Annotated in this window: 19 protein-coding genes; 12 read left to right on the top strand and 7 right to left on the bottom strand. The window is 47.0% G+C overall.

The window, feature by feature from the left end:
• Positions 1–3 precede the first annotated feature (3 nt).
• Complete coding sequence (locus tag LX24_RS09195; protein ID WP_166511858.1) at positions 4–4,311, top strand: LamG domain-containing protein; 4,308 nt, start codon at positions 4–6, stop codon at positions 4,309–4,311.
• Positions 4,308–4,571 (top strand): hypothetical protein, encoded by a 264-nt coding sequence (locus LX24_RS09190; protein ID WP_166511857.1) that lies wholly within the window; start codon positions 4,308–4,310, stop codon positions 4,569–4,571. Before LX24_RS09195 ends, LX24_RS09190 begins: the two co-directional genes overlap by 4 nt.
• Here LX24_RS09190 and LX24_RS09185 read toward each other — a convergent pair.
• Positions 4,537–5,478, bottom strand: a complete 942-nt coding sequence (locus LX24_RS09185; RefSeq protein ID WP_166511856.1) for a copper amine oxidase N-terminal domain-containing protein — start codon at positions 5,476–5,478, stop codon at positions 4,537–4,539. The genes LX24_RS09190 and LX24_RS09185 overlap by 35 nt on opposite strands.
• A 51-nt stretch (positions 5,479–5,529) precedes the next feature.
• Here LX24_RS09185 and LX24_RS09180 point away from each other — a divergent pair, with 51 nt between their 5' ends.
• From LX24_RS09180 to LX24_RS09160, 5 genes are all read left to right on the top strand, one after another.
• Entirely contained in the window at positions 5,530–6,759 is a 1,230-nt protein-coding gene (locus LX24_RS09180) for a hypothetical protein (RefSeq protein WP_166511855.1), read from the top strand.
• A 16-nt stretch (positions 6,760–6,775) separates the two neighbouring features.
• Positions 6,776–7,399: a hypothetical protein gene (locus LX24_RS09175; RefSeq protein ID WP_166511854.1), complete on the top strand. Its 624-nt coding sequence runs from the start codon at positions 6,776–6,778 to the stop codon at positions 7,397–7,399.
• Between the two features lies 1 nt (position 7,400).
• The gene (locus tag LX24_RS15135; protein WP_166511853.1) at positions 7,401–12,701 is read left to right on the top strand and encodes an LPD38 domain-containing protein; all 5,301 of its coding nucleotides are present in this window, start codon (positions 7,401–7,403) and stop codon (positions 12,699–12,701) included.
• A gap of 233 nt (positions 12,702–12,934) precedes the next feature.
• The gene (locus LX24_RS09165; RefSeq protein ID WP_166511852.1) at positions 12,935–13,255 is read left to right on the top strand and encodes a hypothetical protein; all 321 of its coding nucleotides are present in this window, start codon (positions 12,935–12,937) and stop codon (positions 13,253–13,255) included.
• 12 nt (positions 13,256–13,267) lie between these two features.
• Positions 13,268–14,719 carry a YifB family Mg chelatase-like AAA ATPase gene (locus tag LX24_RS09160; protein ID WP_166511933.1) on the top strand — a complete coding sequence of 484 codons (1,452 nt, stop codon included), beginning with the start codon at positions 13,268–13,270 and terminating at the stop codon, positions 14,717–14,719.
• 236 nt (positions 14,720–14,955) lie between these two features.
• On the opposite strand, the gene LX24_RS09155 is transcribed toward LX24_RS09160, so the two are convergent.
• Positions 14,956–15,378, bottom strand: coding sequence for a YaaR family protein (locus LX24_RS09155; RefSeq protein WP_166511851.1), 423 nt, complete (start codon positions 15,376–15,378; stop codon positions 14,956–14,958).
• The gene (locus tag LX24_RS09150; RefSeq protein ID WP_166511850.1) at positions 15,375–15,563 is read right to left on the bottom strand and encodes a hypothetical protein; all 189 of its coding nucleotides are present in this window, start codon (positions 15,561–15,563) and stop codon (positions 15,375–15,377) included. Before LX24_RS09150 ends, LX24_RS09155 begins: the two co-directional genes overlap by 4 nt.
• A gap of 333 nt (positions 15,564–15,896) precedes the next feature.
• Here LX24_RS09150 and LX24_RS09145 point away from each other — a divergent pair, with 333 nt between their 5' ends.
• A complete protein-coding gene (locus LX24_RS09145) occupies positions 15,897–17,084 on the top strand; it encodes a methyl-accepting chemotaxis protein (RefSeq protein WP_207706575.1) in 1,188 nt (395 codons plus the stop codon).
• 14 nt (positions 17,085–17,098) lie between these two features.
• Here the strand turns inward: LX24_RS09145 and LX24_RS09140 are convergent, their stop codons facing one another.
• Entirely contained in the window at positions 17,099–17,737 is a 639-nt protein-coding gene (locus LX24_RS09140) for a TetR/AcrR family transcriptional regulator (RefSeq protein ID WP_166511848.1), read from the bottom strand.
• A gap of 67 nt (positions 17,738–17,804) precedes the next feature.
• Positions 17,805–18,107 carry a hypothetical protein gene (locus LX24_RS09135; RefSeq protein WP_166511847.1) on the bottom strand — a complete coding sequence of 101 codons (303 nt, stop codon included), beginning with the start codon at positions 18,105–18,107 and terminating at the stop codon, positions 17,805–17,807.
• 258 nt (positions 18,108–18,365) lie between these two features.
• On the opposite strand from LX24_RS09135, the gene LX24_RS09130 reads away from it, so the two are divergent.
• The 4 genes from LX24_RS09130 to LX24_RS09115 all read left to right on the top strand — a co-directional run bounded on the left by LX24_RS09130 (position 18,366) and on the right by LX24_RS09115 (position 23,054).
• A complete protein-coding gene (locus LX24_RS09130) occupies positions 18,366–18,662 on the top strand; it encodes a zinc-ribbon domain containing protein (RefSeq protein ID WP_166511846.1) in 297 nt (98 codons plus the stop codon).
• 93 nt (positions 18,663–18,755) lie between these two features.
• The gene (locus tag LX24_RS09125) at positions 18,756–19,184 is read left to right on the top strand and encodes a PaaI family thioesterase (RefSeq protein ID WP_166511845.1); all 429 of its coding nucleotides are present in this window, start codon (positions 18,756–18,758) and stop codon (positions 19,182–19,184) included.
• A 76-nt stretch (positions 19,185–19,260) separates the two neighbouring features.
• Positions 19,261–21,285, top strand: coding sequence for an FAD-dependent oxidoreductase (locus LX24_RS09120; RefSeq protein ID WP_166511844.1), 2,025 nt, complete (start codon positions 19,261–19,263; stop codon positions 21,283–21,285).
• Positions 21,286–21,554: 269 nt separating this feature from the next.
• Positions 21,555–23,054: a potassium/proton antiporter gene (locus tag LX24_RS09115; RefSeq protein WP_166511843.1), complete on the top strand. Its 1,500-nt coding sequence runs from the start codon at positions 21,555–21,557 to the stop codon at positions 23,052–23,054.
• 48 nt (positions 23,055–23,102) lie between these two features.
• Here the strand turns inward: LX24_RS09115 and LX24_RS09110 are convergent, their stop codons facing one another.
• Together LX24_RS09110 and LX24_RS09105 are read right to left on the bottom strand one after the other, a co-directional pair.
• Positions 23,103–24,209, bottom strand: a complete 1,107-nt coding sequence (locus LX24_RS09110) for an MFS transporter (RefSeq protein WP_166511842.1) — start codon at positions 24,207–24,209, stop codon at positions 23,103–23,105.
• 91 nt (positions 24,210–24,300) lie between these two features.
• Positions 24,301–24,594, bottom strand: coding sequence for a hypothetical protein (locus tag LX24_RS09105; RefSeq protein ID WP_166511841.1), 294 nt, complete (start codon positions 24,592–24,594; stop codon positions 24,301–24,303).
• Between the last annotated feature and the right edge of the window lie 4 nt (positions 24,595–24,598).

Below are 24,598 nucleotides of genomic sequence, written 5' to 3'. Positions count from 1 at the left end.
AAAATGCCCGTGACAGCAAGTTTTACCAGAGACTCAGATGCTTATCTTTCAGACGGTACACTGGTTCGCCCCAACGTTCCCCGGTTTGAGAATGGCAAGTTTGGTCAGGCCATAATGGTGGAGGAAGGGACGACGAATAGGTTAACAACGGTAGATTTTGAAAGTTGGGTTAATTATACTGATGGCGAATCTATCGGTGAGATGTATTTTCGACAGGATGAATTAAGAGGTAAAGTATTAAGATTAAAGAAAACAGACACAGGCACGGGACGATACGGGAAAAAAGGTTTTCTCTCTGGAATGACTGGTTCTGTTTATAACCACTCGATTTATGTGCGGGCGTTATCTTCAACAGGTAGAATTGCATGTATGTATGTTGATGCCCAACGCAGTGGCGGAGGGCTTATTACTAGTCAAAAGTTTTTTAACCTGTCTGACTTGCCATTAGGTGAATGGGTTCGCATTACAACTACACATGATGGTTCTCCTAATACATTGTCTGGTGGTGGAAGTGTTTTTGTATGGATAGATAACGCACCCGGGGAATGTGAATTTGCACTTCCTCAGGTGGAGCTAAAATCATACGCCACCTCCTTCACGCCAGGCACCCGCGACCCAGAAGTATTGACCATTCCTACGGCAGAGGTGTTAACTGATTCCGGGCCATGGACGGTTGAATTTTTTTGTAAAAAGAGTTTTGAGTTTAATCGAAACCATGTATTATTTTCTGCTTGGCCGAAATTTTATGTCTCAATTGGGGCTAATAGCCGTGCTTTGTTGTCGTGGTTTGATGGCACCCAACGGACCGCATACTCATCATCAAGTATACCTGACGTAACTGGATGGCACTATTGGGCGCTTTCTTGGGACGGTACTGTGGCTAAGGTTTATGTTGATGCCGTCAAATTGATTGAAGTGACTACAAACCTACCATCATCATTGCCTTCAATAGCACAAATTGGTAGGTTTGATAGTAATAGTGTTTATTCAAGCTTGATCGACGACCTCCGTATCTCTAACCGTGCTCTAACTGACGAAGAAATCGCCGATGCCTATGTCAGTAATCAACCACTACCTAAAGATGGTTATACCACTTGCAAACTGTCATTTGATTTGACCCTTAGGGATAAAGAAGGTAAGTATGTTGTTTATGATAACACTCCACAGTCGGGATATATCCAGTGGGAGAATTTATCCATTGGATACCAGGGCATGATGTATGACATTGCTGATGGATACACAAACGGTACTTACGTTTGGTGGGATTTTGATAAACCGTATGAATTGCAGTCTTCTAATACATTACCTGAACTTACCGAGGATGACGTTTTAGTTTTACTCAATAAAAATGGCACCCACATGACTGTTCCAACAGCTTCTGTGGTTGATGGAGGGTTGATTGTCCCTGAATCCATCATGGCCGATGCTATTGCCGCTAATGCCATCACGGGCAATAAGATTTTAGCTGGTTCGATAAGTTCTGATAAAATAGCGGCGGGGGCAGTAGGGGCGGAGGCTATAGCGGCCAATGCTATAGCCGCCCAGCATATTATGGCTGGGGCAATCACATCTGACCACATTAGTGCTAATGGTATAATTGGAAACAAGATTATCGGCGGTGAGATACTTGCCGGTCTCGTCAATATTGTAGGCAAGGATGAATCCGGCAATTCTGTGGTACAGATAGGTCACTACGAAGGACTTGGCCCCCAAACTGCCACCTTCACTCGCAACAGTGTTGCCTACAAGCAGGACGGCACGCAGGTTGCGGCTGACCAACCCCGTTACGAGTATACCGCTTTACCCTATCCGGTATGGCAGGACACCTTCGACACCAACCAGCTTTCGCAATATACCAGCGGCGGGGATAGTCCGGCGACGTGGGCGGTATCAGGCGGGGTGCTGACGGGGACGGGTGGTAGTCAGGCAACGCTGATAAAGAATGACCTACTGTTGCAGGACTGTGAGATTGTATTGACCAGCGACCAGGCGCAGGATGGCGGGATTATTGCACGGTATCAGGATAACAACAATTATTACCTGTTGGCCTTGTATGATGATTCAGGGGTTGCCCCAACGCAAAATATTAGGCTTTATAAGCGTGTTGGCGGAACGTATACATCGTTGGCTTATGCTGACGTAACTTGGCCCCGTGGCACGTCCAAACAAATCAAGTTCACCCTGCACGGCTCCCGCCTCGAAGCCTACTTTGACGGCGTGAAGGTTATCAGCGTCACCGACACCACCTTCACGGGCGGCGGCGTTGGGTTGCGACATCACGGTTCTACTGGTTCAGATCGTTATCTTGACTTTTCTGTTTACTATGTCCAGCAGGGCGTGATGGTGGAGGAAAGCACCTCCAACCTTGTCAAAACCAATGCTGGGGCCACAGCAGACTTCTCAGATGCAACCGGGTGGAGCCTGAATCCCAATACTTCTGTATCTGGTGGTAAGTTAAGGTTGCAAAGCCCAGATGGTTCATCCGTGGCTATAGCGCAGTGCGTAATGACCAATGTGCCAGCTAACACAGCAGTGTCATTCTCCGTGAGGGCTAGGTACACAGACGAGTCTGATCCGGGTGCAAATGGATCTTTGTATGTGGACTTCTCAGGGACTGGTTATGACAGCAATGACCAACAGTTGACTATACCAAGTACCCAGATATGCACAACATTCGCCACGTTTAAACGTGACGGTATGAATACGGGTACTCCTCCGAGCTCATTCAACTTCAGGATATTCTCGTTCTCAAAGAGACCGATTGAAGTTGATTTCGTGCAGGTTGAGCTTCTCCCTATGGCCACTTCCTTTGTGAATGGCATTAGGTACGGAGAGAAGCTTAATGTGCCCACGGAGAACGTATTCAATCCTGGTGCATGGGCCATGGACATGATATATACTCCAACGTGTAGTTGGGGTATGGCTAACACACCACACCTATGGAGGATAGATCTCGGGTATCCTGACCTAGCCAACAACTATGCGCTATATGTCATGACAGATGGTAGGTTGCAGGCAAGGTTGCGCAGTGAGAATGTCACATACTTTATCACGGATTCCGAGGTTCTGGTACCAGGTAAGACGTATCACATAACTATTACTGGGGATGGGTCGACGTTCTATCTGATGAAGAACGGTCAACTGATCGGCACCAGTAGCTATGTGCCACCAGCAGGAACCATGCCAACTGAGATGTGTATAGGCTACTTCACCGGTGGACATGGGCAGGCAGATGGTATCATCCATGATGTTAGGTTCTCAAATATCCTGCGCACCCTGGCCGAGCACCAGGCGGAGTATAACAGCGGCCTCCCCCTCTCGGTGGACGACGCAACCACCTACCTCATGTCCTGCGACGGCCACTTACAACCAAGTATTCGCAAGTTTGGTATTGCCAGTAAGAGCGGAGAAATAGAAGGTAGTATAATAAGAGGATCACAAATATTTGGTACCAGATTCCAGTCTGGTGATGAAGCGTCTTCCAGTTATGTACAAATAGGTAGTGGTAATTCTCCTATTGAAGTAATCAGAAACAATAAACCGGCGTTAAACATATGGACATCACAGAATATCGGTATAACCGGAGGTACAGGCGGTATTGTAGAGTTTTATGATGCAAACGATGGTAGTCGAAAAGGATACATTGCGGCGTACAAAGATACAGGCCCATATGGTTTGGGTGATGGATTAGTTATAAGTGCTGAGGATAATAATACAAATCATAAAGATTTGATACTTATTGGGGACCGTATAACTTTAGGTGTTAAAAACTTTGGAATGTTTACTAGAGTGTATGATTACCTAGAGGTAGATGGTGACGCAGATATTGAAAATCTTTATGTAACAGGTGAAAAAAATGCTGTTCAATTCACAGATAATTATGGAAGAAGGATACTGTCTGCCAGGGAATCTCCAGATATCAGGTTTGAAATTGAAGATATAGCGCAACTTGAAAACGGCGAGTGCAAAGTAGAAATTGACCCGATATTCTTGGAATGTGTGGTGCCTCATAGTGATGATTATAGGTGGTTAGTTCATGCCACCCCTTATATGTCCTCCATGCCTGGACTTTATGTAGCTGAAATAGGAGACACATATCTTGTTTTCCGTGACCTAGCGGGAAGCAATGGACAATTTTTTTGGAGACTATCAGCTCTCCGTAGAGGGTTTGAAAATAATTGGTTGGAGCCGTACAGCGATTATAATTTAGACTTATTGGAGTCTAACTGGGAAGATGAATACATGCAACTAATAGAGATTGAAATTGATGAAACGGTGTTAACTTCCGGTTGGGAGGATGAATTACTATGATGGGTAAACGGATTGAGTTTAATGCCGAAAAAGGTGTATTTATAAGAAAAGAAGAAATACAAGTTACCGATACCAACAGAGTAAATGAGATAAAACAATCTCTTAAAATAGAGCTGGCAAGCATAGTAAGGCAGGTAAAATCTTTAAAGCGCAGGGCAGAAGAAATTAAGGCAATGCTTGATGCTCTGGATGAAAAAGCAGAGCCAGTAATTGACCCTGCTCCTGTTATTCCTGATCCGGTAGCAAAGGAATCTTTATAATGGTTTGCTGACCTTCGGTGTTCCATTCGACTTCCGCACCAAAAGGTTCAGCTATCCACCGGGCCGGTAAAAATACCCGACCGTTCTCGATGAACGGGGCGGTGTCCATTTCAACGGGATTGTTGTTAACCAGTAAGGTAGTTGATCCGACTGTTAATGTTTCGGTGATTTCGCCGATTTCTATACTGGCTGTTTTGGCGACATTATCCCAGGCGACATCATCTTCAGTCGCACCCAGGGCGTATGAGAGGTAACGTATCGGAACGAAAGTTCTTTCATCCTGCACGATTGGTTCCACATCCATAGTTTTAGTTTCAACTGTGCCGGAATCGCTAGTGACAGTGTATGTGGTACTATCTAATGCAAAAGTGGTCACCACAAACGAAACAACAGGTTCTTTGGTCATTTCTTCCGGGGAATACTTACTTGTCCATGAACTCGATCTTTTATCAAGATGGACAGGTGGGTTACCTAGACAATCGGGTAATCCGGTGATAATAGCCAACATGGCATTATCTTTATATTTCCCGTAGGTATAAGTGTGTACTGTGTCGTCTGGCCCTACTGCTGTGACGGCTATATCCGTTTCCGGTCTATATTGATTGGTTAACTCAAAAACAAAAGGTGTTATTTTTTGGCTTGCCGATGTGGGACTTTGCGGGGTAACGGTAAATTTGTTAATGGTTAATTCTTCGTTAGCGCCTTTATATGTGTAAGTTGTCACCGAGCCGCTAGAAACGTAAACCAGGTCAATAATGCTGTGGGTAATTAAGTCGGTGCTCTTTTTACCACCTTTTGTGACTTCATCCAGTGCATCTTTTGGTATAACAGCAACTGCCGGACTAACACACATGAACACCATTACCAAAACCAACGCCAACGCAAGTTTTCTTTGCCATATTTTCATAGACATCCCTCCTTTATGAACAAATTTTACCACAGGTGGTGTTTAAATACCATGGCTCATAGTTATTCTGTGGACAGCAAGGGCAATATTTACAAGAACGGTCAGTTTGTCCCGGCCAGCAACTATAAGTATCTTGAACAAGACCCTTACGGTCAGCAGGCATTGTCAGCGGCTAAAAAGTTAAAATCGGGCACTGCATCAGGAACGGGATGGAGCACATCCAAGGGCTGGGTAGGGGGTAGCACACCTTCATCGCAACCAAGCTACCCTAAGCCAAGTAATTCAACGCCCAAATACAACACTTCCCCGGCACCGGTATATAACAAGCCCACAAGCATGGATGATGTGTTGGGCCAACTAACAGGCCCGCTAAAAGAGTACCTGATGCCCTATGAGCAGATGTACCGGGACGCTTTGTCCCAATTCCCGAAGTACGAACCACCGTCTGAGCAGGAGCTGGCCCAGCAGGCCAGCCAGTGGGCGAATTTGCAGATTAATCCGCTGTTGCAAGCTATCGACCGGTCACTTGAACAGGCCAGGACTGCGGCGTCTAGTCAACGCCAGGAGATTGAAGCGAATTATGCCGGCTTTGAGGACACGGTGAACCGGATGTTGCAGGAAGCGGCGTCCCGGGCACTGGAAAGTGCTATCGCCCGTGGCGGGGGCCGGTCGGGGGCCGTGGAATGGCTTACCAATAAACAGCAGGCTCCGATCATGGAGCAGGCCACCACTGAGCAAGCCAAGAAAACGGCGGCGTTAAATGCTATTGCCCAGGCACTGGCGCTTACTGAACAACAGGCCGGGGAGAAAAGAGAACAGCTTGCCGAAAGGTTGGGCACTTTAGAGGCTAACCGGTTGGCTGAACTACGGAACCTTGCCCAGGCCCAGGCTGTCGGCAACTGGCAGCAGGTTATGGACGCAACCAGAAACCTTATGCAAATGGCTACCCAGGCACAGCAGTTTGGCCAGCAGTATAGTCTTAATCTATTGCCTTATTTTGGGTTAACCGAGGCGCAGAGGCAGGCACAGCCACTGGATTGGACTCAGGTTATGGGACAGGTCCCGGAAGCTACTTTACCTCAGACGAGTTCTGCTGCAGCAGCGGTGCCAATTCGTAGTTACGCTGCACAGCGAGGGGCCAGTATTGACTGGGATCCGGCAACCAAGGAAGTTATTATCAACGGGAAAAGGTATTCATCCAGTCAGTTGCAGAATATGGGTGGGTATAACCAGAACGGGGCCTGGTATATCCCCGAAAGTGCGCTTGCTGGTTTGTTTTAAATAGGAGGTGGCTACTGTGGCCAATATTAACGAGTTGATAGGCTTACTGACAAATGCAAGGCAACCTCAAAATGAGCTGGTAAATTCGGCTGTAAACGCAAAGCAGCGCACTAACCCTCCGGTGTATGTGGTGCCAGACAACCAGCGAGTGTCTTACGGCGATGAGGTGCCCAATAAAACGTGGCAGCAGAACTTAGGCAGCGTTCTAAATGCAATACGGTCGCACCGGGCGAAGAACCCGGTTTATATACCGTTTCCAGCCGGTACTCCCACTTTAGCGAAACAGGAACTTGAACAGCAGAAAGCTTACCAGGACGCACAGTTGGGTTTGGATACTCAAAGAGTGGCTATTGATGCGTTTAAGGCTTACGAATCAAGCGGTAAAGATACTGCCAACTACACCAAAAACGATTATGAGGCCGACCTGTACGGATTACGTGAATACTATGCCAGCCCCAAAGATTATAAAGCCAGCTTGGAGAGAAACGCCACAGACATTATAAGGCTATTGGGTAAGAGCACCTACGACAGGCTACTGGAAGAAGCCAAAAATGCTGAATACAGCGAAGAACCCTGGGTAAGGAAGTATCAGGTGGAAGGCGATCCCATACGTGGATACTTTGATATGATAGGTGGTTAATATGGCATCCCTTGATTTGCTCATCTATGAAAAAGCGAATAAATACGGTCTGCCGCCAAAGCTTTTACGTGAGCTGGTAAAGAAAGAATCCAACTTTAACCCAAAGGCCAAAAGCCCCGCCGGTGCAATGGGTTTAACCCAGCTCATGCCCGGTACGGCTAAAAGCCTCGGCGTCACCGACCCGTGGGACCCGGAGCAGAACCTTGAGGGCGGGGCCAAATACCTACGCCAACAGTTGGACAAGTTTGGCCGCGTTGACCTTGCTTTGGCCGCCTATAATGCCGGGCCTGGAAACGTGGAGAAATACGGCGGCATACCACCGTTTGCCGAGACCAGGAACTATGTGTCCTCAATTATAAATAGCCTGGGCGACTTATCGACTATTAAGCCGGTATCAAGAGGCACCCAGCGACCAAAGACAAGTTACCTGCAGCAGTTCCAGGAGCAGTACGCAAAGCCATATACGCCACCAAAGGCAGCACCTACACCTACAGCTACCAAGTCTAAATACGTTTCGACTGTGGATAACGTTAATCCGGAATTTGCGGCCAAACACCCAACCTTCACCAAAATAGCGGAAACCGTAACCGCGCCTATCCGCGCTCTTAGTGACCTGTCCTGGTTTGAACGAGCCGGGCAGACCGGCAGCGAGATTATGACCTTACAAGATAGACCGGATATAGTAAGCACCGGCAGTACAGCCGGTGATATTACTGCCGACCTTTGGGGTTCATTAATGGGCTTTGCCGCCAATCCCGCCGGTACTGTAAACGTAGGTGCCAATCTGTTTAACCTCGGTACAAAGGCGACCGAAAAGGTGCTGCCCAAGGCCGTAAAATCCAGGCCAATACTAAATACGGCAGCAGGGCTTGCTGGTGGTGCTGTGGGCTATGAAGGTGCGGCCGCTTTAGTTAACAACCGTCCCATGTCACTGCAGGATATGGGTGTAGCGGCAGCCGTAAATGCTCTGCTGGGTGCGGCCACACATGGCGTTGCAAGGATGCCGAAGCTGGCCAGGGCGGCCAGGGCGGCCAATCAAGCTGAGCAGCTTAATACTATCCGTAATCTTGACTTGCGTAATCCTGTAAGGGTTACCGAGGCTGACAGATTAAATACTCCTGCATTACCTGGTCCGCAAGAAAGAGTTGCTTTACCTGGCATACAAGAAAGGCTCGTGCTTCCTGCTGGTAGCGATCTGCGGCTACCTGAATGGGGCAGCGACACTGGCGGGGTAATACGGCAGCGTGGCTTTACCGAACCGGCACAGCTCCCCATGACACAAGCAGAGGCGGCAGCAAGGCAACAGGTGGATAATGTGGTTAATGTGCCACTGCTCACAGGTAAGGTTGATACAAGCATCTGGCAGAAAGGTGTGCCCGAAAGAAAATTACTTACAGGTAAGACAGCAGATACTCCATTAGATACCCGTACCTTCGACGAAGTAGGCAGGCGTTCCATCAAGGCAGCATCATACGAACATCCTGAACTTGCGCCATTTATACGGCAGGAAGCTAACCGGCTTATGGGCGAGGTTATGGACACCATTAAGGGCGAGCGTACCTATACCGAATATAATGGTGAAGCATTCTTCAGTGGTACTAAACGTTTAACAAGTGAATCAATTGAACGGATAAAAGATGAGACAGGTGCAAGTTATGTTGAAATAGGGCAAGCGCTTGGCAAGTTGGTGCACGATAAAGGACTTGAAAATAACGCGCTAAGCAAAAAGATTGAACTAATTATTGATGATAACTTGACGCGGGGCACAAAAACCATTGACGGCATGGATTTGCCGCCTGTACAGGAATATATTGTGGCCAAACAAAAAGCATATTATAGTAAGCCAGCAGCCAAGCCGCAGCAAAGTAAGTCATACAAGCCGGTGGTTGAATTAAACGCGGCGCGGGGCATCCTGCATACAACCAAAAACCTGGACCGGGCGGCTAAGATACTGGATACCTACCCGGAACTAAAGCCGCAATTTAAAAGCTTGGTTAAGCGTATTGAGAAAGCACAACGGGGAAAGGCCAATGCGCCGCGGGTAGCGGAGCAACCGCAGCCGGCGGAAGCGATTAACCCACGCAAGGCTGAACTAGCAGCCGCACGGGTTATCCTTAGAAGGACCAATAACCCGGAGAGAGCAGCCAAGGTTATTGATGCCTTTCCTGATTTCCCGGGACTTAGAGCTGAGTATGAGCAGATGCAAAGGAAAGCTACCGCAAAGGCTGCCAAAGTAGAGAAAGCCAAGGCAAAGGTTAATAAAGTAAAGACCACTAAGGAACCTAAAGCTGGCGAGACAAAAACAAAGGCTGCGCCTAAAGGTGCTAAGGTAGCGGCTAAAGGTGCTACCGATGCAGCGAAGGTCAAGGCTAGGAAAAAACAAAAGCGTGCCAGTGCCACGCCCGTTGATGATGGGGTGCAGGCTATGGCAAGCCCAGCCGCACCACCGCCTGGCGGGGGTAAAACAGACAAAACGGTTAAACGCAGGGATATAATCAAATTCCTTGACGAAAAACTTAACGTACCAATTCGTACCGGTAGATTCAAACAAAAGGCGCTGGGTATATTTAAAATTAAGCCGGAGGTAATCAGGAGCCGTATTGCTAATGACATACCCGCCATATCCCACGAAGTTGGGCACTTTCTTGACAAGCAACTTAAATTAGCGGATTCGGCCTTTGATAGCGAGTTAATGGCATTGGGCAAGCAAACCTCTCTGCCAAACTATACCCCGGAACAGGTAAGAGCAGAGGGCGTAGCTGAATTTGTGAGGCTATTCCTTACAGATGAAGCCGCTGCAAAGAAAGCCGCGCCTAAATTCTTTGCCAGCTTTGAGCAAAAGATTAAAGCTAATAAGGATATTGACGATGCCCTAAGGACAGCGCAAAGGGATATTTACACCTGGTACAACCAGCCGGCAAAAGCAAGGATACTCGGTAGTATGTCTATAGGCGAAAAAAGCAGCCGCAAAATGAGCCTGGATAGCCTATACACAATGACGTTCGATGAAGTGCACCCGCTAAAAGGCTTTGTAAGGCAGGTGGGTGTTAAAGACCTGCCGATTGAAAAAGACCCCTATAAATTAGCCTGGCTTGCCCGTGGTTGGGCGGGTAAAGCGGAAACACTGCTAAAACATGGCCCAATGGATAAAGACGGCAAAAAAGTGGGTAAGTCTTTAGACGAAATACTAAAAACCGTTGAGAACGAATTAGATGATTTCCGGGCCTATATCGTGGCCAAGCACTCCTTGGAGGTCAAAGCACAGGGCAAGGAAACCGGCATTGCAGATAAGGATGCATTGGAAGTTATCAATAATTCCCCGGCAAAATATCAGGATACCCTTAATGATTTGGTTAAGTACCAGGATAACCTGCTTGAAATGCTGGCTGATGCAGGGGTTATGAAGAAAGGCTCCATCAAAGCTATGCGGGAAGCGTATCCAAACTATATACCATTTTACCGGGAATTTAGCGACGACCCCGCTGTAGTTACCGAGTGGTTATCCAGGGGCGGGTATGCTAATTTAAATAACCCGATTAAAAAGATGAAAGGTTCCGCCAGGGATATACTTGACCCGCTGGAATCCATTATTAAAAACACCTATCTATTCACCAATATAGCGGAGAAAAACAAGGTAGGCCGGGCCATTGTAGAACTTGCCGAGCAAGGGGATGGCCTGGGCCGCTTCGTGGAAAAGGTTGACGGCAACCGTTTCAGCAAAGAAAACGTGCTCAAGGTATTCCGCAATGGCGAGCCAGAGCACTATCAACTTGACCCTGATTTATACCGGGCCACATTAGCATTAGACAAGGAATCTACCAATACAGTGGTGCAAATACTTAGTTACCCGGCTTCATGGTTGCGGGCCGGTGCTGTTTTGTCACCTGACTTTATGGTCAGAAACCCTATTCGTGACGGGTTTTCGGCGTTTATAAACTCAAAATATGGTTTTATTCCTGGCTGGGATACAGTTAAGGGAGTATTCCATGCGGTTAAAAAAGATGACTTATACTGGCAGTGGATGAACTCCGGAGGCGCACAATCTACACTGGTGAGTATTGATCGGGATTACCTACAAAAGAACATCCGTGAGATGTTTAAAAACTCCAGGTCAACCAAGGATAAAATAATAACCGTGGTGAATCCAAAGACATACCTGGAAATGTTAAGATCACTTTCCGAGTTTACCGAGCTGGGTACCAGGCTTGGCGAGTTTAGCAAAGGCGTAAAGAGTGGAGCTAATCCATTGGAAGCGGCAATCGCCTCCAGGGATGTATCTATTGACTTTGGGCGTCACGGGGCACATACAAAACAAGTAAACAGAATTATTGCCTTTTTTAATGCCGCGCTTCAGGGTGCGGATAAAATAAGACGGCAGTTTATAGAAAAGCCACTACAAACGAGCGTTAGGACTGCTTTGTCCATTACCGCGCCAAGTGTGTTGCTGTATCTACACAACCGCAATGACCCACGCTATCAGGAGTTACCGCAGTGGCAAAAGGATATGTTCTGGATTATCCCAACAAAGGAGCATCTATGGCGGATACCCAAACCCTTCGAGATGGGTATTTTATTTGGTACCGTACCGGAACGTATTTTACAGTGGATAGATAGCAAGGACCCTAAGGCGTTTGATGAATTAGGCAAAACGGTCCTGGAAGGTATGCTGCCCGGCTACCTGCCTACGGCGCTTCTACCAATTATCGAAGCACAATCTAACTATTCATTCTTTATGAAACGCCCCATCGTGCCGCAGCGCGAACAAAAGATAGAGCCCAGTGAGCAATTTACTGTATATACAACGGAAACAGCCAAGAAATTGGGCGAATTGCTAAATATGTCACCGCGCAAGATTGAAAATACAATCCGCGGCTATACCGGTGGTTTGGGTATGTATACAATTAAGCTTGGCGAGGGTTTGGCTGAGGTGTTTGGTGTGCTTGATCGTACCTCCAGGCCGGCGTTAACCATGGAAGAAATACCAGGACTGAAAGCACTAATGACGACCGCCTATAATAATACCCAAAGCGAAAATGATTTTTATGAAAGATTGGACGAGTTGGAAAGGCAATACCAGACAATAAAGAACTTAAAGCAAAAGCCACCGAAAGGCTTTAGTATGAGCGAGTTAAAGCGCCTTAGAAAAGTTTCCGACAGATTGAGCGATTTAAGAAAACGTGAGCGGGATATTTTAAACAGTAAAACAATGTCCCCGCAGCGCAAACGGGCCGAGCTAACCAAATTAAATAAACTGGCAACCAATACGGCCAGAGTTGCTTTGGGTAAGGAAAGGTTAAAATAAAGAGGGGGCACTAAACCCCCCTTTTGTATTGCTTTCTACTAGTTAACCATTCATGCAGTTTAATACAAGGCCACACAACTATACCTAGAATACAAGCCGCACCGAATAAGTAAGCAATAAACTCCGGAATAATCATAAGTAATGCCATTGAAGCAAGCCCCAGTAAGATCATTACAGGATAGTAGACAATATTTAAGCGGGAATACTTCTGTCAATGGGGAGATGACCACCTATTGGCTGATGCTCTGGTGGTATTGAAAAACACTGTGAAAAAACGCTTGCACCCTGTGTTTATCGAGGTGGATCGGGGTGCAAGCAATAATAAATTTGACAAGGTGGCAAAGTACACAGTATATTATCAATCAAAAGCCTGGGTAAATAAGTGGTGGGCGCAACCTTCACCAGATGGCGTTTATCAATTCCCCCGGGTGTTGGTAGTAACTGATCGACAAGAACAGATAAATAAGATTCTAAAAGAAGAAAACATGGCGAAGATCAGGTTCACAGTGGTCACCCTGGAGGATATTCAGCGAGATGTTTATTTGTATATTTAACGGTGTTCGCATCTGGAATGCGGGCCAACGTTTGAAATCGTGGGTTTACCGGATGCTGCGGTGCGGGAGGCCAAAGATAGAGTCCGGGCGGCTATTAAAAACGCCGGATTTGTTTTCCCGGCCAAGCGTATCACAGTGAATCTTGCCCCGGCGGATCTAAAAAAGGAGGGCCCGGTTTATGACCTGGCCATATCTCTGGGCATATTGGCCTCTACGGAGCAAATCGACTATGGATTGGTTGACGGATATGTCTTTTTAGGTGAGTTGTCCCTGGACGGTTCTATCCGGGGCATAAACGGGGTACTACCCCGGGTTTCGCTACTTCCTTATGATGGCTGTGGGCAAGTGGTCGTGCCCGCCGAAAATGCCGACGAGGCCGCATTAATTCAGGGAATCAACGTATACCCCGCTACCAATCTAATTTCTTTAATCCGCCACCTGCAAGGGAAGAAACCCATAGAACCGCATGCTGTTGATACGCATAAATTTTGGAATGGTCGCCGTGTCATAGCGGATATGTCAGAGGTGCGTGGACAACTGGCCGTGAAGCGTGCCCTGGAAGTGGCTGCGGCCGGCGGGCATAACATTTTGATGCTGGGATCACCGGGCTCGGGAAAAACCATGCTGGCCCGCCGGTTGCCTGGTATACTGCCGGAATTGTCGCTGGCAGAGGCTTTGGAAGTAACTAATCTGTACAGCCTGGCGGGATTGCTGCAGCCCGGCAAGCCGCTGGTAACGGAACGCCCTTTTCGTTCTCCACATCACAATATATCCACTTCGGCGCTGGTGGGGGGAGGCAAATACCCCAGGCCGGGTGAAATTAGCCTGGCCCACCTGGGGGTACTTTTTCTTGACGAGGTTGCCGAATTTAAAAAGGACGCCCTGGAATCGTTGCGCCAGCCTTTGGAAGATGGTGTAGTTACCATTTCCCGGGTTCATGCCTCGGTTACTTATCCCGCCAGAATAATGCTGGTGGCCTCTATGAATCCCTGCCCGTGTGGATTTTTGGGCGACGCCGAAAGGGAATGTAACTGTACCCCCGGACAGGTGCAAAGATACTTACACCGGTTATCGGGACCGTTGCTGGATCGAATAGACCTGCATATCGATGTACCTCGTCTATCATATGACGATTTGGTGCAAAGCCCGCCGGGGGAGGCATCGGAAACCATACGCAGGAGGGTGCAAAGGGCCAGAGAAATTCAATATAGCCGTTTCGGCCCGGACGCAGTTAATGCCGTTATGAGCCCGGCGCAATTGAAGAAGTATTGCCGGATGGATAAGGAAGGGGCCGGGTTGCTCCGTACAGCCTTTGAACGGTTGAGTCTGAGCGCCAGATCATATAACAAAATTATCAAAGTAGCCCGAACCCTGGCGGATCTGTCTGCAAGTGAAGACATACGTGCGGAACACATTGCCGAGGCAATACAATACCGTAGTATGGAAAGAAAGTACTGGCAGTGAATGGGGGGAATACCGTATCTTTCAAATACGGAAGGCGCCCACATATCGCGGGCGCCTTCCGTACCGGCCTTGATGACGGGTGTGAAAGCTTGAAAAAAATTCTTTCATAGCGTTTTGTGCCCCAAAAAGGATATTGACTTTCAAACTTTTAACACCTGGCACCGTCAGTGATGTCAATTCAACATGTTTTCGAACAGACTTTTTAAATATGTTGCTTTCGAGTGTTGCACAAGTCTTTAGGTATGCAGGTCAATTAGTAAACCGGTTATTTCATCTATTCGACTTGCTATGGCGATGTTTTGTTTTTGCTGGATTAATATTTCCTGGGTTAATTCCTCCAGCTTTTTATTTATAATTTCCACCCTGGAAAGCAAACCCTGGTACCCGTGGGAATGGGTTACAGAATAGCAATAGCTCAATACATATTTTAAATAATCGGCAATATACTGCTTATAAACCCTTACGTCAACAATGCTGCGGGTATTCTTTAATCTTTCACCGGATTCCTTGATTTTTTTAATCATTTTACTTATTTCCAACTGCTGTTGGTTTTTTTTAGCCATGTCCAGGGAGTCCTGAAATTCTTTGCCTTTGTTTACCTTTACCGCACTGGCTTTAAACCCCTTATTTATGTTTTTGTCAATAGCGGATATCTTCAATGGTCATCCCCTTTAAAAGTTCTTTTTTTTAGAAAACCACCAATAGCGATCAAGATTATTGATAGAATAGCTATTACGGGTAATAACGGGCTGTCACTGGCAACTGTGCTAAAAGCCAGCGCCGCGCCTCCTAAAAAAAATAAAAAAACTCCCAGGCACAAAAAAATATCTGCGTATTTATCCACCGTCTTATCACTCCTGTCAGTATCTTTGTACCCGCGCGTCTTTTGTATGATTGCCGGTAAATCTGTTATGGTTTGGCCGGGCAATACCGGCTTTTACCTTCAGTGCATTAATTATTCTATATTATAGCATAACAAATGTATATAATCATTTTGCACATATGCCTTTAGTTAATTTTAAAAATTGTTGCTGTAAATGGTAAATTATCAAGTTTATTTTGACGATTAACAGGAAGGAGGGAAAACTTTGGCGAATTATATCTTCACATATAAAAATTAGCAACAACTAACTTTTTGTTGTTAGTTTTTATGGTGGAAATCTATAGGAGGGGTCCCATGGCTTTCTTTAAACAAACAAAAAATAGACATGAAAATAAAATCGAGGGTGATAATGCGGATTTTATTGCTTCTCTGGCCTATTTTTCCCTTGCCCATACTGAGCTGTATTCGTTTTTATCTATTATAAAAATCAAGGAGTTGGCCCAAAGAACACACGATATCACATCAATTAGCCAGAACATGGCTGCTATGTCCGATGAAATTGCGGCTTCAGTACAGCAAATTAACGCTTCCATGCAGGCTGTTGCCAGCGGAGCTGAAGAAAGTGTGAACAAGATGGAGACATTATTTGAACAAGGTAAATATACGGAATCTGTTTTAATGGATATGATACATAATACCGAAGAGCTTAGCGGCCAGGTGAAAAATATTGATGATATAACCCAGGGTGTGTCCGATATAGCCGACCAAACCAATCTGTTAGCGTTAAATGCAGCTATTGAAGCGGCCCGGGCGGGGGATGCGGGAAAGGGTTTCAATGTGGTGGCCGAGGAGGTTCGTAAATTAGCAGCGAAGACAAAGCAAGCCGTGGGTAATGTGAAACAAATTTCAGATAATATGAATACCAAGTCGGTCTTGACTGTTCAAAACGTTAATGATGTTAAAGATATCTTTGAGCGTTATATTGATAGTTCTGGTGTAGTGAATAAGTTAATCCAGGAAAGTAGTGCCCACGTAGGGGAATGCGCCACAATGGTGGAGAATATAACAAACGCCACGGAAGAGAACACGGCCACAGCTGAGAAACTATCCGATATGGCCGAAGAATTATCTTTAACGACGGACTATGTGATTAATGTGTTAACCAGGGAATCCAATTATTTAGGGCAGATAATCGGTCCCAGCCTTAAAATTTCAGACAGCGGTACCACTGCCAACATCCTGGCCAACAAACTTGTTGACCATGCCAATTTCTTAAAAAAAATAATATCAGAAGCAGGAAACGGTACCAGGGTAACCAATTATCACGAATGCGCCTTTGGCAAATGGTATGATGAGAACAGGGAGCGTTACGGTCACATAGAGGCGTTTAAGGAAATTGATGAACCGCATCGTAAGGTGCATGAATACGGGCAAAAACTGGTCGATGACTGCACGTCCCAAAATATAGAGAGTTTGATGCACGCTTCTACGGGTATATTAAAAGCCTTTATCAAGCTGCGCGATGCGTTGAAGTATAAATAAATATTTAATCTTTCTCAGCACTTGACCAGCTTCAGGCAGAGGTCAATAATGTAATTCCTGTAATTGGCATCCGCCTTAGCTAACTTTACGACGTCCAAGCCCAGTTCTTGAAAGAATTCCATTCTCACGAACAGGCCAAAACATATATTGTTTAGGGAAACAAAGGTTTCCACCCTTTTGGCGGTGGGGTTAAATACTCCCTTGTCCACTCCTTCACAGAGTACTTTGTATAATTCTACAGTGAATGGGTCCTTGCTTATCAGTGGTTTGGATTTCAGTTGGAGTAAAAAGGAGTTGCCATTACTGATTTCCCAACGATAAAGCCTGAGATAATCAGGGTTGTGAGCCAGAAATAATATCCAATTGGATAATAAGGTGCGAACCTGCAGTTCGGGATCATTTTTTATAGAAAAGTAATATGGATTAAAAATAAACTTGTGCTGGTCCTTTGTAAACTTTTCCAATACTGTAAGGTAAAGTTCTTTCTTTGATTTAAAGTAAATAAATATATGACTGCTTTCTATGCCGGCTTCCTTTGCTATAATTGATGTCGATGCACCCTTAAATCCATATGCGGCAAATACCTTCATAGCAGCGTGGATGATCCTGGAACGCATAATGGTTCCCTTTCTGCTTAGTTTCTTTGCCTTCATTGCTTTACTCCTTTGTGGGGTAGTCCTGTAAGTTTTAAAGCGGGTCGAACCTGCTGAACATAGTCCATTATGGATGCATTTTGGAAGGTTTTTTACCGCACTCACCACAACTGGTACAGGCCATATCGTTTCTCAGGTTGCATTTTTCGCGTTGAGCCCTGGCGCGCAGGTAGCCCATACCATCACACTTGCCGCCGGCGCCAATGTGTTTGTCGCTCCCCCTGGGGTAACCGGCTAGCTGGCCTTCCAGTTGAGTGATTTTTTTTCTTAACCAGTGGCACTCCTGTTGAAGTTTGGCGACTGTATCTACAAGCATTTTAAGCTGCTCCTGCATAACTTCCAGCTGTTTTAGCTCGTTGTCATTGCTCATTTTTATTACACCTCATATAAATAAATTTAAATAAACTATTATCCACAAAGCGAAAATTCCCTTTAAAAATATTTATTGCTTTGGAATATTTATTTGTGGGACGGGAAATATGTTGCATTTTTACGGGGTGCAAGATATAATGCTTCTAGCTCGATAAATGCTTGGAATTACGGTGTAACTTTCTCTATTGTTGTTTGACTGGGGAAGAATCAAACTGTTAATCCCCGGCACGGGCAATCAATTAGAGGAGGTTCTCCGGTGTTTGAAGACAAAACTTTAAATTGTAAAGACTGTGGTGCTGATTTTATCTTTACTGCTTCCGAGCAACAATTTTACGCTGAAAAGGGCTTTGCCAATGAACCCGGCCGCTGCCCCGAGTGCCGCGCCGCTCGTAAAGCCGCCAACAGGGGGGGCAACAATTTTGGCCGTGAAAGACGCCAAATGTTTGACGCGGTTTGTTCGGCCTGCGGCAGAGAAACCCAGGTGCCTTTTCAACCCCGTGGCGATAAACCCGTGTACTGCCGGGATTGTTACAGGTCCCGTAACAACTGGTAATAAATAAAGGCCTCTATAGAAAGAGCCGGAGTATTGCTGTTCCGGCTTTTTTTGTGCTTTTTTACATTTTTTTGAGGGATGGTGTGTTGTAATATGAAAGACAGGTTGAGCATTTATAAGGAAAGCATGGAAAGTTTGCCACTGCACCGGTTCCTGGGTTTAAAAGTTGAAGAACTGGGTGAGGGGGATTCCCGGGTTAGTATACCAATCAATAGCAATACGCTGAATGTGGCCGGTAAACTGCATGGGGGGGTAACTTATACCGTTTCCGATGTGGCGGCTTTTTTAGCCTTGAGTTCATTATTGGAGCCCGGTGAATTTGCTGTAACCATTGATTATCAATGCAGCATCTACCGGGGTACCGGCTCCGGGCCTGTCACTTTCCATGCCCGGGTTGCCAGGCGTGCCCACCGGTTGGCCTTTATGAACGTAGAGGTTTTGGGTCCTGGTGGGGAATTGCTGGCCGAGGCCAGGGTTACCAAAGCCATTACCCGCCGTCAAGCCCCTGAAATTTATAGATAACGAATTTTAAAAACGTGATTAAATATTCCTCCAACTATAAATACTACCATCAAACATGTGAGAGGAGGAATATAAATTGAGATTTCCCAATTTATTTAGGGAAGGCCAAATCGGCCAGATGCGCATTCGTAACCGTACGGTAATGCCTGCCATGGGTACCAACCTGGCCAATGAAAACGGTGCTGTTACCCCGGCCATGATCCATTATTACCGGGAGCGGGCCAAGGGGGGCGTCGGGTTAATCATTACCGAAATAAACTGTGTGGATGCACCCCAGGGCAATGCCATTGCCAACGAGTTGTGTATATCCGACGACTCGTATATAGCCGGGCATAACGAGCTGGTGGAGGCGGTTAAGGAGCACGGTGCCAAGATAATCACCCAGTTGCATCATGCCGGGCGCCAGACCACCCCTGAATCCACTTTTGGTTTACAGCCGGTGGCACCTTCCGCCATACCGGACCCGCACTTGCAGGTACTGCCCAGGGAACTGACCGTTGAGGAAATACAGGACCTCGTGGAAATGTTCATCAGGGCGGCCGCCCGCGCGCGTAATGCGGGTTACGACGGTGTGGAACTGCATGGCGCCCATGGCTACCTGATCGGCCAGTTTATGTCTCCCTTCAGTAACCGTCGCTCCGACCTTTACGGTGGTGATTTGAACGGCCGGATGCGCTTTCCGCTGGAGATTGTACGGGGTATTAAGAATGAGCTGGGCAGTAACTTTCCCGTGGTATTTCGCATGAGCGCCGATGAATTCGTGGAAGGCGGTGTCCACCTTGACGAGGCCAAACAAATAGCCCGCATGCTGCAGGATGCCGGGGTGGATGCCCTGGATATCTCCTCCGGTGTTTATGCCTCTATGAACACCATATTGGAGCCCATGAGTTATGCCGAGGGCTGGCGGGTTTATTTGGCGGAAAATATCAAAAGGGAAGTACACATACCTGTAATTACCGTGGGAGTCATTCGCACTCCCGAGGTGGCCGAGGGTATTATTGCCGATGGGCGGGCTGATTTTGTGGCCCTGGGGCGCACCCTCATTGCCGACCCCGAATGGCCCTTTAAAGCACTGGAAGGACGAACCGAAGATATCAGAAAGTGTATTACCTGTAATATTTGGTGCATTGGCGAGCGGGTATTTAAAAACCTTCACCTGCGCTGCACGGTAAACCCGGTGGCTGGCCGGGAGTTGGAGTATCCACAGATTACTTCCACCCTTTCCCCCATGCATTTTGCCATAGCGGGTGGGGGACCCGCCGGTATGGAGGCGGCCCGGGTACTGGCCACTGCGGGACACCGGGTGTCGCTGTTTGAAAGACAGCCTGAACTGGGCGGTCAAATATTATTGGCCTGTGTACCACCGGGCAAAGATAAAATAAGATGGTCCATCGACTACCTGAAAACCCAAATCCACAAGCTGGGTGTGGAAGTGCATTTAAACACCGAGGTCAACGCAGATATGCTTTCCGGCATGAATGTGGATGCCACCATCGTGGCCACGGGGGCCGCTCCTTTGATACCGGATATACCGGGCGTTCATAACCCCACTGTTACCACGGCCTGGGAATTGCTGGCCGGAAGATATGAAGTTGGTAACCGGGTGGTTGTGGTAGGCGGCGGCAGTGTAGGCTGTGAAACCGCGCTCTATTTGAAACACCGCGGGATTGATGTAACCGTGGTGGAAATGATTGATGAACTGGCTGTGGATACCGAGCCCATCTCCCGGCATGCACTTTTGGATGAACTGCGTAAATCCGGCGTGCATACCATCACCGGTTTTAATGTGCGGGAAATCAAGCCCGACGGTGTGGTGGCGGTGGACCGTGATTGGCGGGAACACTGGCTTCCCTGTACCCACGTGGTATTGTCGGTGGGGGCACAGCCGCTAAACCACCTGGCAGAGGAACTAAGGCAGCGTGGCATGCGGGTGTTTGTTGTCGGTGACGCCAAGCAGCCGCGCAAACTGAATCACGCCATCAGCGACGGCTTCTTAACTGCACACCGGATCACCCAGGCCGAATCCCTTGCCCGTCCGTACCGTCCTTTCCCCGTACAGCAACCTTACCGGGAGCAGCAGCAGGAGCATTTTCTACAGTAAATTATTACAGTAAGTTATTATATGAAAAACAACGCCTTGCAAAGCTCGGGCAAGGTGTTGTTTTTTACTGATACCGGGGATAACTTGATTAAGATTTGAAACCGCTGTGTGCAGAAGAGTTGGTGCCGGGTATTGAAGCGGACTCTATAACAGTTACGACTGCCGGGTATATCTTGTCCGTATATATTGTTATATAAGTATATGATAAAATAGAAATAATAGGCCTTTTATGATACAATTATAATACACGGGATGAAAGGGAGTGAGCAATGAATAGTACAGATCAAATAATATTTTTATTTGCTATTTTACTAATTGCCGGTATTATTACCACCAGATTTTCTGCACGATTGGGTGTCCCCTCGCTTATCCTGTATATCGCCGTGGGCATGTTCCTGAACAATTTTATTTATTTTGATAATGCCTCCCTGGCTCAATTGGGTGCCATGATGGCACTGGTTGTGATTTTGTTTGAGGGCGGTATGCAGACACGATGGGAAGATGTGCGCCCGGTTCTTATTCCCTCCATTTCTTTAGCCACCGTTGGTGTTTTGTTAACTTCATTGTCCATTGGAGTTCTGGCCAAGTTAATCCTGGATATTACCTGGTTGGAAGGACTATTGTTCGGTGCTATTGTGGGATCAACTGATGCCGCGGCGGTCTTTGCGGTACTTGGAGATAAAAATATCAAACCCAGGTTGAAGACAACCCTGGAGGCCGAGTCCGGTTCCAACGACCCCATGGCGGTGTTTTTAACCATTTCATTTATCCAGTTGATCCAAATGCCCGATATGAACTTTTTGGGGGTTTTTTTAAGTTTCTTCTGGCAAATGGGCTTTGGGTTAGCTATGGGGATTTTAATGGGCAAACTGGCGGTGTGGAGTATCAATAAAATTAACTTTGATACCTCCGGCTTATACCCTGTTTTAGCTTTGGGGTTTGCTGTATTCACCTATGGTTCAACGGCACTACTTAAAGGAAGTGGTATCGTTGCTGTATACGTGGCCGGTTTAGTAGTGGGAAATGCGGATTTAACCTTTCGTCAACCGATTGTGCGTTTTCATGAAGGATTTGCCTGGATGTCCCAAATTCTCCTGTTCACTTTGCTGGGGCTGCTGGTATTTCCCAATGAACTTTTCCAGGTAACCTGGCAGGGGATTGTTATTTCGGCACTGCTAATCTTTGTGGCCAGGCCTATTGCGGTGTTTATCAGTACGACTAAAATGGGCTTTTCTTTAAGGGATAAAACATTAATATCCTGGTCGGGGTTAAGGGGGGCCGTCCCCGTTGTGCTGGCAACATACCCCCTGGTTGCCGGCTTGGAAAACAGCAGTTTAATTTTCAATGTAGTGTTTTTCGTGGTTCTCACCTCCGCCCTTATCCAGGGCTCAACCATTTCCTATTTAGCCAATTTATTAGGGCTGACAGCAGGCGAAAAGGTAACCCCCACCCATACTCTCGAGCTTGTTTCCATGGGTAAAACCAATACGGAAATAATGGAAATCATCATCAAGGAAGAATCCAACGCTTTGAACCGGGAAGTGCAGGACCTTAATTTGCCCAAAGACGTTTTGATTGCCGCCATAATACGCAACGATAAGGTCATTACACCATATGGAGGCACGAAAATACTCTTAGGTGATATATTGTATGTCATGGTGCACAAAACTAAGCGTGAGAGTGTAAAAAAAGTTTTTCTGCCCCAAAAAGATCCTAAAAATCGTTCCAAAGATCGCCGGAGCGTTGCTGCCAATTTAAATAAGGCATAATAAAATGATATATGGTCCAGGCGGCTTAACATTATTTAATTATACTGCTTAAGCTGCCTGTTGTTTTTGGACTCGGGGAATAGCCGTGGCAAGCCCGGCCATGCCCAGCGCAGCGGCAAATATCATCACCCCGTTATAGCCCCACCCGTGGGCTATCATACCACCCAGAAAAGGCCCGGCGGCATTGCAAAGATTGAGGGTGGCCTGGAAAATACCGCTGGCGGTACCTTTATCCTCTCCGGTTTTCAGTACCAGCAGCAATGCACCCACATAGAGGCAGGACCAGGTTACCCCCAGCATTATCTGGATCATCACCAACTGCCAGAGCTGGTTGGCCAGAACATAGGCTAAAAATACGCCAATGGACAAAACCTGGCCGAAGGTAAAAATCGAGTTGGGGTTGAAACGTTCCAAATGGCGCATGACGATAAATTGTACGGCAAAGTTAATTCCCCACAGTATTCCCACCCAAAACTGCTCCAGGCCCAGGGAGATAAAATAAAGGGGCAGGATAATCCAAACCGCCGCGGCACCCAGATGCCGCAAAAAAACAGCCAGGTAAACCGGCCAGCCCTCCTTAAAAACATTTTTCAAACTGGGCAACTGCGCCTTGGAGGAATTTCGCTTCCCTGTGGTTTCCCCGGGAAACCGCAGGGAGATAAAAAAAGCGATTGCGCAGCACAGGGAACTTACCGCAAAAAGATAGGCAATATTGCTTAAATAAGCTGCCAGCAACGCCCCTGCTATCCAGCCAAGGGATCCGTAGGAACTGAAACGCCCCATATTGGCCCCTGCTTCGAAGGCGTAGGCCACCAGGGCAGCGGTGGTTATACCCAGAGCCAAGCCCACCCCGGCCCGTACCAGGCCCAGGGTGAAAATATGACCCGCCAGCAGCTGGGCGGCGAAGGTCAGGGCGCAAAGCAACAGCCCGCTGCGGATAAAGCCCAATCTGCCCAACCGGTCGGATTGACGCCCGAAATAAAGGGAGGATAACAGGTATGCGCTGCCGTAGCAGGCCCCGATTATCCCCACTTCAAAATCCGAAGCGCCCATTTGCGCGCTTAACAGGGGGATATAGATAAGCGATCCCTGGATGGCGAAATTCATTAAAAAACTTACCGTGCTGACCAGCTGTATAGAGTTGATTGGTCCCATGTTAGTTTACCTCAATTTATAAATTAACCTTCTTATTATAAAGCACACCGGCGTTATTTAAAAGAAGGTGCGGGTTAATTAGTCGGGGAATTTAAACTTTGAGTTTAAATTCCCCGCAGCTTTGTGCCTCGGGATTACTGTGTTTTAAACACTCCCCCAGTCCTTCAAGCCCTACATATTTAATGATATCCATAACCGGCAAAACAGGGGGAATACGTTTTTTCAAGCGGCCATAGGCCTTGATATGCACAATACAGCCATGTCGTGTTTCCTCCTTGCCTTTGATGGCGACAAAGAATTTACAATGCCGGCACCGGTGGATGGCCCGGCGGCGCATTTCGGGCAGGTATAACCGGTGTTTTTCCCATAAAACATTGTCTTCCATATTT

This window comes from Desulfallas thermosapovorans DSM 6562 (genome assembly GCF_008124625.1).
In the GTDB taxonomy this organism is placed as follows: domain Bacteria; phylum Bacillota; class Desulfotomaculia; order Desulfotomaculales; family Desulfallaceae; genus Sporotomaculum; species Sporotomaculum thermosapovorans.
This window is presented reverse-complemented; position numbering and strand designations above follow the sequence as displayed.

Excerpts from the sequence above, each read along its gene's own strand:
- LX24_RS09105 (WP_166511841.1), bottom strand. The coding sequence starts at position 24,594 with ATGGAAGACAATGTTTTATGGGAAAAACACCGGTTATACCTGCCCGAA.
- LX24_RS09145 (WP_207706575.1), top strand. The coding sequence starts at position 15,897 with ATGGCTTTCTTTAAACAAACAAAAAATAGACATGAAAATAAAATCGAG.
- LX24_RS09185 (WP_166511856.1), bottom strand. The coding sequence starts at position 5,478 with ATGAAAATATGGCAAAGAAAACTTGCGTTGGCGTTGGTTTTGGTAATG.
- LX24_RS09115 (WP_166511843.1), top strand. The coding sequence starts at position 21,555 with ATGAATAGTACAGATCAAATAATATTTTTATTTGCTATTTTACTAATT.
- LX24_RS09135 (WP_166511847.1), bottom strand. The coding sequence starts at position 18,107 with ATGAGCAATGACAACGAGCTAAAACAGCTGGAAGTTATGCAGGAGCAG.
- LX24_RS09180 (WP_166511855.1), top strand. The coding sequence starts at position 5,530 with ATGGCTCATAGTTATTCTGTGGACAGCAAGGGCAATATTTACAAGAAC.
- LX24_RS09125 (WP_166511845.1), top strand. The coding sequence starts at position 18,756 with ATGAAAGACAGGTTGAGCATTTATAAGGAAAGCATGGAAAGTTTGCCA.
- LX24_RS09140 (WP_166511848.1), bottom strand. The coding sequence starts at position 17,737 with ATGAAGGCAAAGAAACTAAGCAGAAAGGGAACCATTATGCGTTCCAGG.
- LX24_RS09190 (WP_166511857.1), top strand. The coding sequence starts at position 4,308 with ATGATGGGTAAACGGATTGAGTTTAATGCCGAAAAAGGTGTATTTATA.
- LX24_RS09195 (WP_166511858.1), top strand. The coding sequence starts at position 4 with ATGCCCGTGACAGCAAGTTTTACCAGAGACTCAGATGCTTATCTTTCA.
- LX24_RS15135 (WP_166511853.1), top strand. The coding sequence starts at position 7,401 with ATGGCATCCCTTGATTTGCTCATCTATGAAAAAGCGAATAAATACGGT.
- LX24_RS09110 (WP_166511842.1), bottom strand. The coding sequence starts at position 24,209 with ATGGGACCAATCAACTCTATACAGCTGGTCAGCACGGTAAGTTTTTTA.